This window comes from Pseudomonas cedrina subsp. cedrina (genome assembly GCF_001983175.1).
GTDB classification, from domain to species: Bacteria; Pseudomonadota; Gammaproteobacteria; order Pseudomonadales; family Pseudomonadaceae; genus Aquipseudomonas; species Aquipseudomonas cedrina.
Genome location: NZ_MNPW01000017.1, coordinates 1 through 14940 on the forward strand (window position 1 = coordinate 1; position 14940 = coordinate 14940).

13 protein-coding genes and 1 pseudogene are annotated in these 14940 nt (G+C 61.7%); 10 read left to right on the plus strand and 4 right to left on the minus strand.

From position 1 onward, the window contains the following. Positions 1 to 141 (plus strand): annotated as a pseudogene (locus tag BLL36_RS30830) (IS4 family transposase); the annotation flags it as partial. Between the two features lie 423 nt (positions 142 to 564). On the opposite strand, the gene BLL36_RS26950 reads toward BLL36_RS30830, so the two are convergent. After that, a complete protein-coding gene (locus BLL36_RS26950; RefSeq protein WP_076954650.1) occupies positions 565 to 1185 on the minus strand; it encodes a TetR/AcrR family transcriptional regulator in 621 nt (206 codons plus the stop codon). A 116-nt stretch (positions 1186 to 1301) separates the two neighbouring features. Between BLL36_RS26950 and copC the strand changes: the two genes are divergently transcribed. From copC to BLL36_RS26995, 9 genes are all read left to right on the plus strand, one after another. Continuing rightward, entirely contained in the window at positions 1302 to 1667 is a 366-nt protein-coding gene (gene copC, locus BLL36_RS26955) for a copper homeostasis periplasmic binding protein CopC (protein WP_076954651.1), read from the plus strand. Between the two features lie 3 nt (positions 1668 to 1670). Beyond that, the gene (copD, locus tag BLL36_RS26960) at positions 1671 to 2528 is read left to right on the plus strand and encodes a copper homeostasis membrane protein CopD (RefSeq protein WP_076954652.1); all 858 of its coding nucleotides are present in this window, start codon (positions 1671 to 1673) and stop codon (positions 2526 to 2528) included. 259 nt (positions 2529 to 2787) lie between these two features. Further along, positions 2788 to 4050: an OprD family porin gene (locus BLL36_RS26965; protein ID WP_076954653.1), complete on the plus strand. Its 1263-nt coding sequence runs from the start codon at positions 2788 to 2790 to the stop codon at positions 4048 to 4050. A gap of 198 nt (positions 4051 to 4248) precedes the next feature. After that, positions 4249 to 5067, plus strand: a complete 819-nt coding sequence (locus BLL36_RS26970; protein ID WP_076954654.1) for an NAD-dependent epimerase/dehydratase family protein — start codon at positions 4249 to 4251, stop codon at positions 5065 to 5067. Between the two features lie 29 nt (positions 5068 to 5096). After that, positions 5097 to 5972 (plus strand): SMP-30/gluconolactonase/LRE family protein, encoded by an 876-nt coding sequence (locus BLL36_RS26975; protein ID WP_076954655.1) that lies wholly within the window; start codon positions 5097 to 5099, stop codon positions 5970 to 5972. A gap of 51 nt (positions 5973 to 6023) precedes the next feature. Then, a complete protein-coding gene (locus BLL36_RS26980) occupies positions 6024 to 6986 on the plus strand; it encodes a TRAP transporter substrate-binding protein (RefSeq protein WP_076954656.1) in 963 nt (320 codons plus the stop codon). Positions 6987 to 7049: 63 nt separating this feature from the next. Further along, a complete protein-coding gene (locus tag BLL36_RS26985) occupies positions 7050 to 7577 on the plus strand; it encodes a TRAP transporter small permease (protein WP_076954657.1) in 528 nt (175 codons plus the stop codon). A gap of 1 nt (position 7578) precedes the next feature. Then, positions 7579 to 8859: a TRAP transporter large permease gene (locus BLL36_RS26990; protein WP_076954658.1), complete on the plus strand. Its 1281-nt coding sequence runs from the start codon at positions 7579 to 7581 to the stop codon at positions 8857 to 8859. 174 nt (positions 8860 to 9033) lie between these two features. Then, positions 9034 to 9936, plus strand: a complete 903-nt coding sequence (locus tag BLL36_RS26995) for an aldose 1-epimerase (protein ID WP_076954659.1) — start codon at positions 9034 to 9036, stop codon at positions 9934 to 9936. A 168-nt stretch (positions 9937 to 10104) separates the two neighbouring features. Here BLL36_RS26995 and BLL36_RS27000 read toward each other — a convergent pair whose 3' ends face one another. The 3 genes from BLL36_RS27000 to BLL36_RS27010 form a co-directional block, all read right to left on the minus strand. Beyond that, entirely contained in the window at positions 10105 to 11250 is a 1146-nt protein-coding gene (locus tag BLL36_RS27000) for an HlyD family secretion protein (protein ID WP_076954660.1), read from the minus strand. After that, the gene (locus BLL36_RS27005; RefSeq protein ID WP_076954661.1) at positions 11247 to 12890 is read right to left on the minus strand and encodes an MFS transporter; all 1644 of its coding nucleotides are present in this window, start codon (positions 12888 to 12890) and stop codon (positions 11247 to 11249) included. Before BLL36_RS27005 ends, BLL36_RS27000 begins: the two co-directional genes overlap by 4 nt. Before the next feature lie 291 nt (positions 12891 to 13181). Then, on the minus strand, positions 13182 to 14660 hold the full coding sequence (locus tag BLL36_RS27010) for a DASS family sodium-coupled anion symporter (protein WP_076954662.1): 1479 nt from the start codon (positions 14658 to 14660) through the stop codon (positions 13182 to 13184). Positions 14661 to 14940 lie beyond the last annotated feature (280 nt).

Genomic DNA, 14940 nt, shown 5'->3' on the forward strand with positions numbered 1-14940 from the left:
AATATTCAGCCCAAAGCTGTCGTCAAGAGCAAGCGAGGTCCGAAGGTGCCCAAGCCCAAACAGTGGCTTGAAGGCAAAGCCGCAAATGCCCACGTGTCGACGGATCGGGTGCTTAAGGCCGCTAAAACCAAAAGACCTTGAAAGGGCTGGCCCTTACGGCGGGTCACTTTGGAAAAGCCCCAAAGTAACCAAAGGGCTCTTGCCCCACCACTCGGCACCTCGCTTGGGCTCGGTGTGCCCTCACTCCGGCCAGCGTGGTTGACGGGGCGCCTGAGATCAAAATCAAGATCAAGGTCAAAAACCAGATCAAAAACCAGATCAAAAACCAGATCAAAAACCAGATCAAGAGCAGATCAAGAGCAGATCAAGAGCAGGTTAGGTGGCACTCACCGATCTGCTTTTCTGTGGGAGCTGGCTTGCCTGCGATGGCATCAACTCGGTGTGCCTGATGTACCGGGGTGTCTGCATCGCAGGCAAGCCAGCTCCCACATTTTGAACCGGACCGACAGCAACTAACGGTCGGCTCTAAGGCCGCCACGGCCCAAGCTCCCTCACCCCCAAAGCTCAAGGCTCCAACCCAATCCCCCGCAATATCACCCCCGTCACCGTCTGTATCGCCCTCTCGAACTGCATATCCGACAACGGCTGATGATCATTCAAAATCTTCACCTGATGATCAAAGTCGGCATAGTGCTGGGTCGAGGCCCAGATCATATACAGCAGGCTCGACGGTTCCACCGGCAGGATGCGTTTGTCTTCCACCCATTGGCGAATTTTCGCTTCTTTCATTTTGGCCCAGTCGTACAGGCTTTCATCCAGCGCCTCACCGAGGGTGGGCGCGCCATGGATGATTTCGTTGGCCCAGACTTTCGAGCCATAGGGCCGGGTGCGCGAGCGCTGCATCTTGGCGCGAATGTAACTGCTGAGCACCACCCGAGGGTCATCGAAGGTTTCGAAGCTCAGGGCGTCCTGCTTCCATACTTCCAGCAGGTCGAACAGTACCGCGCTGTACAGCTCGCTCTTGGTGGTGAAGTAATAATGCAGGTTGGAACGCGGCAGTTGCGCTTGTTCAGCGATGTCGGCCATGGCGGTGCTGCCATAGCCTTTTTCGGCGAAGATCTTCTCCGCCGCCAGCAGGATTTTCTCGACGTTGGCCCGACGAATTCCGATCTTGTGATTGCCCATAAGGGCTCCCTGACAAAGACATACGCCAAAGACTACCACCCGCTCTAGATCGGGGCGACAGGCGCAGTCGAAACTTCGTACACTGCCCGCTCCTACCCATTGATTGGTATTGCACAATGTTGATCAAGCAAGCCCTGACCACCGTCGCCCTGTTCGCTTCCCTGCTGGGTGCTTCGGCGGCGTTTGCCCATGCACACCTTCAACGCTCGGAACCGGCGGCCGACAGCAGCGTCGCGGCGCCCAAAGATTTGCGCCTGACCTTCAGCGAAGGCGTCGAGGCGACCTTCACCAAGGTGTCGCTGAGCAAGGACGGCACTGAAGTCGCGATAAAAGGCCTGGAAACCCCGGACGCGGACAAGAAGGTCTTGGTGGTCACCCCGGCCGCCCCGCTCGCGACCGGCCACTACAAAGTGGTGTGGAATGCGGTCTCGGTCGACACTCACAAGAGCAGCGGCGAATACCGCTTCAAGGTCGGCCAGTAATCCATGGTGACGCTGTTGGTGCTGTGCCGCTTCGTGCATTTCACCGTCGTGTTGCTGATGTTCGGGGCCTGTGCGTTCAGGCCCTGGCTGTTGGGTGCCGCACCGCAGCCGGGGCTGGACCGGCAACTCACGCGTCTCACCCGTGGCCTGGCCGCGGTGGGGTTGTTCACCGGCGTGGCCTGGCTCTTGTTGATCACCGCCAGCATGGCCGGCAGTTGGGACGCCGCCTTGCAGCCGACCACCGTGCAGTTGGTACTGGGCAAGACGTTTTTTGGCCAGGTGTGGGTGTGGCATCTGTTGCTCAACCTGTTGCTGGTGATCGTGCTGGTCAAACCCTGGCAGGCACTGCACCTGCCGCTCATCGCGTTGCTGCTGGCGACGCTGGCACCGGTCGGCCACGGCGCCATGCTCGACGGGCTCAGCGGGCAATTGCTGATCCTCAACCAGGCGGTGCACCTGGTGTGCGTCGGTGCGTGGCTCGGTGGGTTGCTGTTGCTGGTGTTGATCCTGCGGCAGCCGCAAGGCGTGGCGCTGGAGCCGATCCTGCGACGTTTCAGCGGTGTGGGTTATGGCCTGGTCGCCGGGTTGCTGGTGACCGGGTTGATCAATGTGCGCGTACTCACCGGGCAATTGTGGCCAACGCCCTTGTTCAGCGGGTTTGCGCTGATTCTGTTGATCAAGGTGATGTTGGTCGGGGGGATGCTGGCACTGGCGCTGCTGAATCGGCTGCGCATCGAACGTTGCGAGCAACGCCTGGGCAGTTTGAAGGCCAGTGTGATGACGGAATGGTTACTAGGTGTTGCAGCGGTGGCGGCGGTTTCGCTGCTGGGCACTCTGCCTCCGATGGTTATGGCCGGTTGAATACGCCTGTTGAAATGCATTCAGTGTGGGAGCTGGCTTGCCTGCGATGCAGACGCCTCGATCTGGCAGGCATGTCGCGGCGATGCTATCGCAGGCAAGCCAGCTCCCACATTGACCGTGCCCGTCCTAATCCGCGACGATTTTAATCATCGTATAACTTCCCCTTGACACGCCTGCAAAACCCCGCAAATATCCCGCTCAATGTTGTACGACAACGTATAACAAATAATAAAAACAACAAAAGAAAGGGAGCATCACTGTGCGTCAATCCGTCCGCAATTCCTCCTCGTGTCTCGGTCTCATCAGTCTTGGCAGCCTCGCCCTTACCTTCCCCCTCGGCGCCCACGCCGAAGGTTTCGTCGACGACGCCAAGGCCACGCTCAACTTGCGTAACGCCTACTTCAATCGCAACTTCACCAACCCGACCAACCCCCAGGGCAAAGCCGAAGAATGGACCCAGAGTTTCATCCTGGATACCAAGTCCGGCTTTACCCAGGGCACCGTAGGTTTCGGGATCGATGTGCTGGGCCTGTACTCGCAAAAGCTCGATGGCGGTAAAGGCACCGGCGGTACGCAGTTGCTGCCGATCCACGACGATGGCCGCCCCGCCGATAACTTCGGGCGTCTGGGCGTTGCACTGAAAACCAAACTGTCGAAGACCGAACTGAAGGTCGGCGAATGGATGCCGGTGCTGCCGATCCTGCGCTCCGACGATGGCCGCTCGCTGCCCCAGACCTTTCGTGGCGGCCAGGTCACCTCCAACGAAATCGCCGGGTTGACCCTCTACGGCGGGCAATTTCGTGGCAACAGCCCGCGCAACGACGCGAGCATGGAAGACATGTTCATGAACGGCCGCGCGGCGTTCACTTCGGACCGTTTCAACTTCGGCGGCGGCGAATACACCTTCAACGACAAACGCACCCAGGTCGGCGTCTGGTACGCCGAACTCACCGATATCTACCAGCAGCAGTATTTCAACCTGACCCACAGCCAACCCGTGGGTGACTGGACCCTGGGCGCCAACCTCGGCTTCTTCAACGGCAAGGAAGACGGCAGCGCCCTGGCCGGCGACCTCGACAACAAAACCGCGTTCGCCCTGCTCTCGGCCAAATACAACGGCAACACCTTCTACGTCGGCCTGCAAAAACTCACCGGCGACAGCGCCTGGATGCGCATCAACGGCACCAGCGGCGGCACCCTGGCCAACGACAGCTACAACGCCAGCTACGATAACGCCAAGGAAAAATCCTGGCAGGTGCGCCATGACTTCAACTTCGTGGTGCTCGGCGTGCCGGGGCTGACCCTGATGAACCGCTATATCAGCGGCAGCAACGTGCACACCGGGGCGATCACCGATGGCAAGGAATGGGGCCGCGAATCCGAGCTGGCCTACACCGTGCAGAGCGGCGCGCTGAAGAACCTCAACGTGAAATGGCGCAACGCGACCATCCGTCGAGACTTCAGCAATAACGAGTTCGATGAGAACCGGATTTTCGTCAGCTATCCGATCTCGTTGTTGTAACTCGTACCCTGTGGGAGCTGGCTTGCCTGCGATAGCGGTGTTTCAGCCACTGATGTGTCAACTGATACACCGCTATCGCAGGCAAGCCAGCTCCCACATTTGAATTGCATTCACCAGTAGAACGTTGACAACCTGGGGCCGCCTAACAATACTTCGACCTAGTCATACGACAACCTACAACAAAAAATTGGAATCCCCATGACCACCACCACCCAAGCTCCGTTCAACCGCCTGCTGCTCACCGGTGCCGCCGGCGGCCTCGGCAAAGTCCTGCGCGAACGCCTGCGTCCGTATGCCAAGGTACTGCGCCTGTCGGACATCGCCGACATGGCCCCGGCTGCCGACGCGTCCGAAGAAGTCCAGCCCTGCGACCTCTCCGACAAACAAGCCGTGCACCACCTGGTAGAAGGCGTCGACGCGATCCTGCACTTCGGTGGCGTCTCGGTGGAGCGTCCTTTCGAAGAAGTGCTCGGCGCCAACATCAGCGGCGTTTTCCACATCTACGAAGCCGCGCGGCGTCACGGTGTGAAGCGCGTGATCTTTGCCAGTTCCAACCATGTGATCGGCTTTTACAAACAGGGCGAAAAAATCGACGCCCGCTCCCCGCGCCGTCCGGACAGCTATTACGGCCTGTCCAAGTCCTACGGCGAAGACATGGCCAGTTTCTACTTCGACCGCTACGGCATCGAGACCGTCAGCATCCGCATCGGCTCCTCGTTCCCGGAACCGCAGAACCGCCGGATGATGCACACCTGGCTGAGCTTCGACGACCTGACCCAGTTGCTCGAGCGTGCGCTGTACACGCCAAACGTCGGCCACACCGTGGTCTATGGCATGTCGGATAACCTCGACACATGGTGGGACAACCGCTACGCCGCGCACCTGGGCTTCGCGCCCAAGGACAGCTCCGAAGTGTTCCGCGCCCAGGTCGAAAGCCAGCCACCGGTGGCCGACAACGACCCGGCCAAGGTTTATCAGGGCGGTGCGTTCTGCGCGGCCGGACCGTTCGGTGACTGAGTTCACACCAACCAAGGGAATGACTGGCCATGACTGCTGAACTGATCGTCGACGCCCGCAATGCCGTGGGCGAATGCCCGGTGTGGGTGCCCGAGGAAAACGCGCTGTACTGGGTGGATATCCCCAACGGCGGCCTGCAACGCTGGAGCGCCGCCACCGGGCACATTGCCGCGTGGACAGCCCCGCAGATGCTCGCCTGCATTGCCCGCACCGATGCGGGCAACTGGGTCGCCGGGATGGAAACCGGCTTCTTCCAGCTCACCGCGCACAGCGACGGCAGCCTCGACACCACGCCCCTGGCGAGCATCACGCACCCACGCCCGGACATGCGCCTGAATGACGGCCGTTGTGATCGCCAGGGCCGTTTCTGGGCCGGCAGCATGGTGCTGAACATGGGCCTGAACGCAGCCGAAGGCATCTTGTATCGCTACGCAGCCGGCTCGGCGCCCCATGCCCAACTGAACGGTTTCATCACCCTCAACGGCCTGGCATTCAGCCCCGATGGCCGCACGATGTATGCCTCGGACTCGCACCCGTTGGTGCAGCAGGTCTGGGCGTTCGACTACGACATCGACACCGGCACGCCGTCCAATCGCCGCGTGTTCGTGGATATGCACCAGCACCTCGGCCGCCCCGACGGCGCCGCCGTGGACGCCGAGGGCTGTTACTGGATCTGCGCCAACGACGCCGGGCTGGTCCACCGTTTCACCCCCGACGGTCGCCTCGACCGTTCCCTCACCGTCCCGGTGAAAAAACCCACCATGTGCGCCTTTGGTGGCAGTCGCCTGGACACCCTGTTCGTCACCTCGATCCGTGATGACCCGAGTGAGCAGTCGCTGTCCGGCGGCGTGTTTGCTCTCAACCCCGGCGTCACCGGATTGCCGGAGCCCACGTTCACCCTCTAGCTGCATCGCTGTGCCTTGAACACAACAATAACAAGACAGGAATGAAACCCCATGGACTTCAAACGCACCTTGCTCGCCGCTGCATGCTTGACCCTCTGCAGCGCCGCCCACGCGCTGGAAATCAAATTCGCCGACATCCACCCCGCCGGCTACCCCACCGTCGTAGCCGAAGAAAACATGGGCAAGGCCCTGACCAAGGAAAGCAACGGCGAACTGACCTTCAAGTACTTCCCCGGCGGCGTCCTGGGTTCCGAGAAGGAGGTCGTCGAACAGGCCCAGGTCGGCGCGGTGCAGATGACCCGCGTCAGCCTCGGCATCGTCGGCCCGGTGGTGCCGGACGTGAACGTATTCAACCTGCCCTTCGTGTTCCGTGACCAGGCGCATATGCGCAAGGTCATCGACGGCGAGATCGGCGATGAAATCCTCGCCAAGATCACCGACTCCGAATTCGGCCTGGTCGCCCTGGCCTGGATGGACGGCGGCACGCGCAACCTCTACACCAAGAAACCGGTGCGCAAGATCGAAGACCTCAAGGGCATGAAGATTCGTGTACAAGGCAACCCGCTGTTCATCGAAGCCTTCAACGCCATGGGCGCCAACGGCATCGCCATGGACACCGGCGAGATCTTCAGTGCCCTGCAGACCGGCGTGATCGACGGCGCGGAAAACAACCCGCCGACCCTGCTGGAGCACAACCACTACCAGAACGCCAAGTACTACACCCTCACCGAGCACTTGATCCTGCCCGAACCCATCGTGATGTCGAAAATCACCTGGAACAAACTCACCCCCGCCCAGCAGGACATGGTGAAAAAAGCCGCCAAGGCCGCCCAGGCTGATGAGCGCGTGTTGTGGGATGCCAAGTCCGCCAGCAGTGAGGCCAAGCTCAAGGCCGCCGGTGTCGAGTTCATCACCGTCGACAAAAAGCCCTTCTATGACGCCACCGCTGCGGTTCGCGCCAAGTACGGCGCGCCTTACGCTGACATCGTCAAGCGGATCGACGCGGTCCAGTAAGCACCCTCCCCCTAGCTAGGCCTGGCGCGGTCGGTACCGACGCGCCCGGTTACGGTGAACGCCATGAAGAATTTACTGCTGCGTATCAACGACCGCATCTACATGACCTGCATCTGGGTCGCCGGCCTCTCGGTATTGGGGGTGGCACTGATCATTCCCTGGGGCATTTTCGCCCGCTATGTCCTCGGTACCGGTTCCAGTTGGCCCGAGCCCACCGCCATCCTATTGATGCTGGTATTTACCTTCATCGGTGCAGCCGCCAGCTACCGCGCCGGCGCGCACATGTCGGTGGCCATGGTCACCGACCGTCTGCCGGCCGAGCAGCGGCGAATTGTCGGTATCGTCTCGCAACTGCTGATGGGCACCATCTGCCTGTTCATGACCATCTGGGGCACCAAGCTGTGCCTGTCCACCTGGAACCAGTTCATGAGCGCCATTCCCACCCTGCGCGTGGGCATCACCTACATGCCGATCCCGATCGGTGGGCTGCTGACCCTGATCTTTGTGGTGGAAAAACTCCTGCTCGGTGACCAGAGCAACCGTCGGGTCGTACGTTTTGACCTGGTAGAAGAAAGCGAAGGGGCCGCCTGATATGGACGCGTTGATTCTGTTGGGCAGTTTTATCGCCTTGATCCTGATCGGCATGCCGGTGGCCTATGCCCTGGGGTTGTCGGCGCTGATCGGCGCGTGGTGGATCGACATCCCGTTCCAGGCCCTGATGATTCAGGTCGCCGGCGGGGTGAACAAGTTTTCGCTGATGGCCATTCCGTTCTTCGTGCTGGCCGGGGCGATCATGGCCGAGGGCGGCATGTCGCGGCGGCTGGTGGCCTTTGCCGGGGTGCTGGTGGGCTTCGTGCGCGGCGGCCTGTCGTTGGTGAACATCATGGCCTCGACGTTTTTCGGCGCGATTTCCGGCTCGTCGGTGGCCGATACCGCCTCGGTCGGTTCGGTGCTGATCCCGGAAATGGAGCGCCGTGGCTACCCGCGTGAATTCGCCACGGCCGTGACCGTCAGCGGCTCGGTGCAAGCGCTGCTGACGCCACCCAGCCACAACTCGGTGCTCTACTCCCTGGCGGCCGGCGGTACGGTCTCGATCGCCTCGCTGTTCATGGCCGGCGTGGTGCCGGGCCTGCTGATGAGCGCGTGCCTGATGGTGTTGTGCCTGATTTTCGCGAGGAAGCGCGACTACCCCAAAGGTGAAGTCATTCCGCTGAAGCAGGCGCTGAAAATCGCCGCCGACGCGCTCTGGGGCCTGATGGCCATGGTGATCATCCTCGGCGGCATCCTCTCGGGTATTTTCACCGCCACCGAATCCGCCGCGATTGCCGTGCTGTGGGCGTTCTTCGTGACCATGTTCATCTATCGCGACTACAAATGGAGCGAGCTGCCCAAGCTGATGCACCGCACGGTGCGCACCATTTCCATCGTGATGATCCTCATCGCCTTCGCCGCCAGCTTCGGCTACATCATGACGCTGATGCAGATTCCGGCGAAAATCACCACGATGTTCCTGACCCTGTCGGACAACCGCTACGTGATCCTGATGTGCATCAACGCCATGCTGCTGTTGCTCGGCACGGTGATGGACATGGCGCCGCTGATCCTGATCCTCACGCCGATTTTGCTGCCGGTGGTGCTGGGCATTGGTGTGGACCCGGTGCACTTCGGCATGATCATGCTGGTGAACCTGGGCATCGGCCTGATCACCCCGCCGGTGGGCGCGGTGCTGTTCGTGGGCGCGGCGGTGGGCAAGGTCAGTATCGAGAAGACCGTGAAGGCGCTGCTGCCGTTTTATGCGGTGTTGTTCATGGTGTTGATGGCGGTGACCTACATTCCCGCACTGTCGCTGTGGCTGCCGAGCGTGGTGTTGTAAACCCATTCTCCAGCCCAATGTAGATCAACTGTGGGAGCTGGCTTGTCGGATCGCCGCACCGCTGCGATAGCGGTTTATCAGTTGAAACATTCGTGACTGATAGACCGCTATCGCAGGCAAGCCAGCTCCCACATGGAACCTTGTTGCAGGTCCTACTTCATACGGCGGGAAATCATGTCTTCAACCTTCCTTGAGCTGCGCGATCAACTCACCCTCCTCACCCTGGCGCCCTCTGTAGGTGGCAGCATCGTCAACTGGACGGTACGCGCCAACGGCCAACCCTTGCTGCGCCCGAGTGACCAGCAGGCAATCAACACCGGCTTGCCGGGCAAACTCGGTTGCTATCCCCTGGCCCCCTGGTCCAACCGGATCGGCGACGGCGGCTTCGCCAATCCCGACGGCTGGCTGGCGCTGGCGCCCAACAGCCTCACCGACCCGCTGCCGATTCATGGCTCGGCCTGGCAACAGGCGTGGCAGGTCGTGAGCCAGTCGGCGCATGAGGTGGTGTTGGCCGTTGAGTGCGACACGCCGTTCGCCTATCGCGCCGAGCAACGGTTTCGGTTGAATGACGGTGAACTGAGCATCGCGTTGCGCGTGACCCATCTGGCGGAACACGCCGCGTGGCATGGCCTGGGGTTACACCCCTACTTCCCGCGCCGGGCGGGTACTCGGCTGCAGGCCAAGGCTTCGCAGGTGTGGATGAGTGATGCGTCCAAATTGCCCACCGGGCTGGCACCCGTGCCGGAGGCGTGGGACTTCCAGACAATCAAACGCCTGCCCGAAGGCTTGGTGGACAACGGTTTCTGCCAGTGGGACGGGCATTGCCGCATCGAACAACCGGAACTCGGTTATGCGCTGGACTGCCAGGCCAGCGGGGCCGATTACTTCCTGCTGTACTGCCCGCCGGGGTTGGGGTTCTTTTGCGTCGAGCCGGTCAGCCATCCGGTGAACGCCCATCACCTGCCGGGCCGCCCTGGCCTCACGTTGCTGGAACCAGGCCAGTCAACCCACCTCGATTTCACCCTGAAATACACACCCCATTTGCCTGCGATAGCCTCAGACACCAAACCGTTGTAGTGAGCGGGCTTGTCGAATCGTCGCACCGCCCGCGCTGGGTGGCGAAGCCGCCCCAAACCAGGCGACTCGGTGTTACTTGTAACTCGGCGGTGATTTTATTAGGGCGGCTTCGCCACCCAGCGCGGGGCAAGCCCGCTCACTACAGATTTAATTTTGCTTCCCGTTGTGTCAGGGCGGGCTGTTTTTCAGCCGCCCGGCGGTGTCGATACTGACCACCACCGAAAGCCCCGGCCGCAACCGCTCGCTCTCGGCCTGACCCGGATCCACCGTGATTCTCACGGGCACCCGCTGCGCAATCTTCACAAAGTTGCCGGTGGCGTTATCCGCCTGCAACAGGCTGAACTCCGAGCCGGTCGCCGGCGAAATATGCTGCACCGTGCCGTGGAATTTGCGGTGGTTGAGGGCATCGACGGTGAAGGTCACCGGCTGGCCGACCTGCACATTGTCCATCTGGGTTTCTTTCAGGTTGGCGATCACCCACAGCTGCGGCGGCACCAGCGCCATCAACTGCGCGCCGGAATTGACGTAGGCCCCCAGGCGCACGCCGATCTGCCCCAACTGGCCGTCACGCGGCGCGGTGATGCGTGTATTGGACAGGTCGATACGCGCCAGCTCCACCGCCGCCTCGGCACTCGCCACCGCGGCTTCCAGCGAACCCCGATTGACGATCACGGTCTGCAAATCCTGCCGGGCGATTTCCAGGCTGGCCTGGGCTTGCGCGACAGCGGCGAGGGTCTGCGCATGGGCGGCGCGGGTTACGTCCAGCTCACGCTTGGACACTGAGCCGTCGCTGATCAACGCTTCATTGCGGCGCAAGTCGGCGGTGCTCTTGCGCGCCTGCGCCTGGCTGTCCACCAAGGCCGCCTGGCGCAGCTTGATCGTGGCTTCGGCGCTGTTGCGCTGCTGCACCACATTCGCCAAAGACGCCTGCTGCACCGCCAATTGCGCCAGCGCCTGATCGAGGCGCTGTTTGTAGATGCGGTCATCAAGACGCACCAGCAGATCGCCGGCCTTCACGTGCTGGAAATCCTGCACCGGCACCTCAAACACATACCCGCTAAGCTGCGGCCCGATGATCGTGACCTGCCCACGTACCAGAGCATTCTCGGTGGTCTCCACCGCACTGCTGAACGGCGGCAATTGCCAGGCATACAGCACGATCAACACGCCGACAATCGCAATCGCGGCAAAGCCCAGCGACGAGAAGATGCGCACCCGCAAGGAACGCGGTTCAGTCACCGTTGCGCCCGGCGGGGTGGCGCCTTCCGGAGTGGAGGCAATTGCGTTGGTGGTCGTGGTGGTGGGTTCGGTCATGAAGGTGCGCCGCTGGGTTGAACGGGAGTGGCTGCTTTGGTGGTGCTCATCAGCCACAGACTGCGGATAAAGATCCAGATCATGGTCAGGATCGCGATGATCGCGATCAGCATGAAGACATCGTTGTAGGCCATCACGTTCGCTTCACGGGTGGCCGCCGTGGCCAGGCTGCGAATGCCCATCAGGTTGCGCAGCTCGGGGTCGGCGGCAATTCCCCCATAGGCGGAACCGCCGCTCTGCACCCGCGCGGCCACACGCGGGTCGAGCAGGGTCAGGTGCTCGACGATCATGCTGGAGTGATACTTCTCGCGCACGATCTGGAAGGTTCCCAGCAACGCCGCGCCGATCAGGCCGCCCAGGTTCTGGCAGATACCGAACATCACCGAAAAGCTCACCAGGTTGCGCGGGTTGGCCAACACGTTCTTGGTGCCCAGCACCATGGTCGGCCCCAGAAAGAACGTACCGCCGAAGCCTAGCAGGAACTGGCTGATGTACAGGTTCTGCGGCCGGGTCAGGTTGCTGGAAAAACTGTCCATCACCGAGCCGGTGGCCATCAGCGCCAGGGAGATCACCAGGGGCATCAGCAAATGCGCCGGGTTGATCGTCAGCGCGCTCACCGCCAACCCGGCAATCGCCCCGGCCAGCATCACCACGTACAGCGTGTGCATCTGCTGGTAGCTCATGTTCAACATCTGCATGAACCCCACGGCACCAGTGGACTGTTCGGACAGCACCATGCGAATCAGGATCACCGCCAGCGCCAGGCGAATCATGGTGCCGCTGCCCAGCCAGCGGGTCATCAGCATCGGGTTGGCGCGGTTATGCTCGATGGCCAGGCCGGCCATGATCAGCACCAGGGAACAGGCCGAGGCGATGCCGATCCACGGTGCTTCCAGCCACCAGTCGATGCGCCCCAGGGACAGCACCGCGCAGAGCAAGGCGACACCGGTGGCGAGGATGGCGAAGGTCAGGAAGTCGAGTTTTTCAAAGGTCTTGAACCGATCGCCCGGGGGCAACTTGAGCAGGAACACGCACCCCAGGCAGATCAGCGCCAAACCCAGCTCGAACAGGTACAGCCCGCGCCATTCGGCAATTTGCAGCAAATCTTCAGAGAACAACCGCGCCAGCGGCAACGCCAACTGCGCGGTGCCCAGGCCCAGCACCAGCGCCTTCAAGCGCCACTTGGCCGGGAAGGCCTGGATCATGTAGTACAAGCCCAACGAACTCAGCGCCGCCCCGACCATCCCGTGTGCCGCCCGCACGGCGATGGCCGAGTTGAGGTCATTGACGAACAAATGCCCGAAAGTCACCAGCGCATACAGCACCAGGAACACCTCGGTAAACGCGCGCAGGCCGAACTGCTGGCGAAATTTGACCAGCAGCAGGTTCATGCACACATTGGTCATCACGTACGCGGCGGGCAGCCAGGCCATTTCGGCGGTGGTCGCGCCAAGCGCGCCTTGCAGGTATTGCAGGTTGGCAATCACCAGCGCGTTCCCCAGCCCACCGGTAATGGCCACCAGCACGCCGACCATCGCGAACAGCCAGCGCTTGTGCGTCGGGTGCAGCGGCGTAGACGGCGAACCGGGCAGGCTGGGCCGCTCATGCGGCTCCCAGGTGCGGGGGGTGTATTTGTTCATTCAGTGGCCTTGATGAACCGACGGGGGAAGTCGGTGGAACCTTTACTCAGGGAGTGGAAAACCTGAGAGGAGTTCATCTTGCCATGTTAGAGGGCTTGATGCTTGAGGCGCACAGCCTGGTTGACGGGACACCTGAGACAAGATTAAAAGCAAATCAACAACAGATTGATGAACTCTGCCGATCTGCTTTTATGTGGGAGCTGGCTTGCCTGCGATGCAGACACCCCGGTACATCAGGCACGCCGAGTTGATGCCATCGCAGGCAAGCCAGCTCCCACATGGAATGCACAGTCAAACCCAACCCAACCAACTCCAGTACGTAGCTGCAAACACCAGCATCAGTAGATAGCCAATCAACGTCACCAGAACCCCCACCTTGGCAAACTGCCGCGCCGTGAACGTCCCCGTCCCCAGGCACACCATATTCTGCGGCGCATTGATTGGCAGGATAAACCCGTAGCTCATTACAAACCCCAACAGCATGGTCATGCCTAACCGGCTGAAATCCCCCGGTAAGGTCTGCAGCACCGCGATCAGGATCGGCAGCAACGCCGAGGTCAATGCGGTGGCGCTGGCGAACCCCAGGTGAATCAGGATCAGGAACGCGCCAAGGATCGCAAACACGCCCAACGGCCCGACCTGATCCAGCCCCGTGTGGGCCACAACAGCAGAACCCAGCCACTGCCCGGCCTGGGTCGTCAGCAGCGCCGTGCCCAGGCTGATGCCCACGCCGAACACGATGACCGTGCCCCACGGGATACGCGACTGCACATCCTTCCAGGTCATCACGCCAATGCCCGGCAGCAGCAGGAATACCAACCCGGCATAGGTCGTGGAGGTGGTGTCGAAATTGTGCAGCCGTCCTTCTGTCGCCCAGGCCAGCAGCAGCAGGACCGACACGCTTAACAGACGCTTTTGCGGCCCGGTCATCGGCCCTATCTCTGCCAGCGACTGTGCCACCGCCTCTTTACCCCCCGGGATGCTGTCGGTTTCCGGCGGCAACAGTTTGAGCACCAGGAACAGCAGCACCGCCGACATGATCAACGCCCACGGCGCGCCGGCGATCAGCCAGTCGATCCACGACACGCGCTGGCCGAGCATCTTGTCCATGAAACCGACCGTCAGCAGGTTCTGCGCAGCGGCGGTCTGGATGCCGACGTTCCAGATGCTGGTGCCCTGGGCCACCACGATCATGATGCCGGCGGCGATGTTCGAGCGTTTGTCGACGCCGAACGCGGCGATCACGCCCATCATGATCGGCACCACACAGGCACTGCGTGCGGTGGCGCTGGGCACTACCAGGCTGAGCAGAATGGTCACCGCAATCGCCCCCAGCAGGATGCGCCGGGTGCTGGTGCCCACTCGGCTGAGCGTGACCAGCGCGATACGTCGGTCCAGGCCGGTGTGGGTCATGGCGGCGGCGATGAACAGCGCGCCCGCCACCAGCGCCAGCGCCGGGTTGGAGAAACCGGTGAGCGCCATGCTGATCGCCGGGCTGGTGCCGATCAGGTGCGCGGGGTCTTGCAGCGACGGTGCGGTGCCGAGCAAAAACGCCATGAGCGAAGTGATCATGATCGCGCTGGCTTCATAGGACACTGCTTCAGTGATCCACACCACCACGGCAAACGCGAGGATCGCCAGCATGCGGTGCCCGGCCACGGGCAAGTCGGCGGGCAGCGGCAATAGCAGCACGCCGACCATCACCAGCACGGCGAACACCAGGCCCAGGGGCAACTTGAATGATGCAGCGGTTGTTGCGGGGGCGTTCATGGGGTGCTCCGTCGGCCGTTAAATCAGGCGCGGAGCATGGCTCAAACTGCTGGGTGCGGTGTTGACGGGTGTCAACCGCTTCCGATGTGGGAGCTGATAGCCATAGGTACCTACACAACCTTCAAAGGCTGACAAATCTCCTTGTAGTGAGCGGGCTTGTCGAATCGTCGCACCGCCCGCGCTGGGTGGCGAAGCCGCCCCAATCCAATAAAGACGCCGCGCAGTTTCAGACAAACCCCATTCGCCTGGTTTGGGGCCGCTTCGCAGCCCAGCGCGGGGC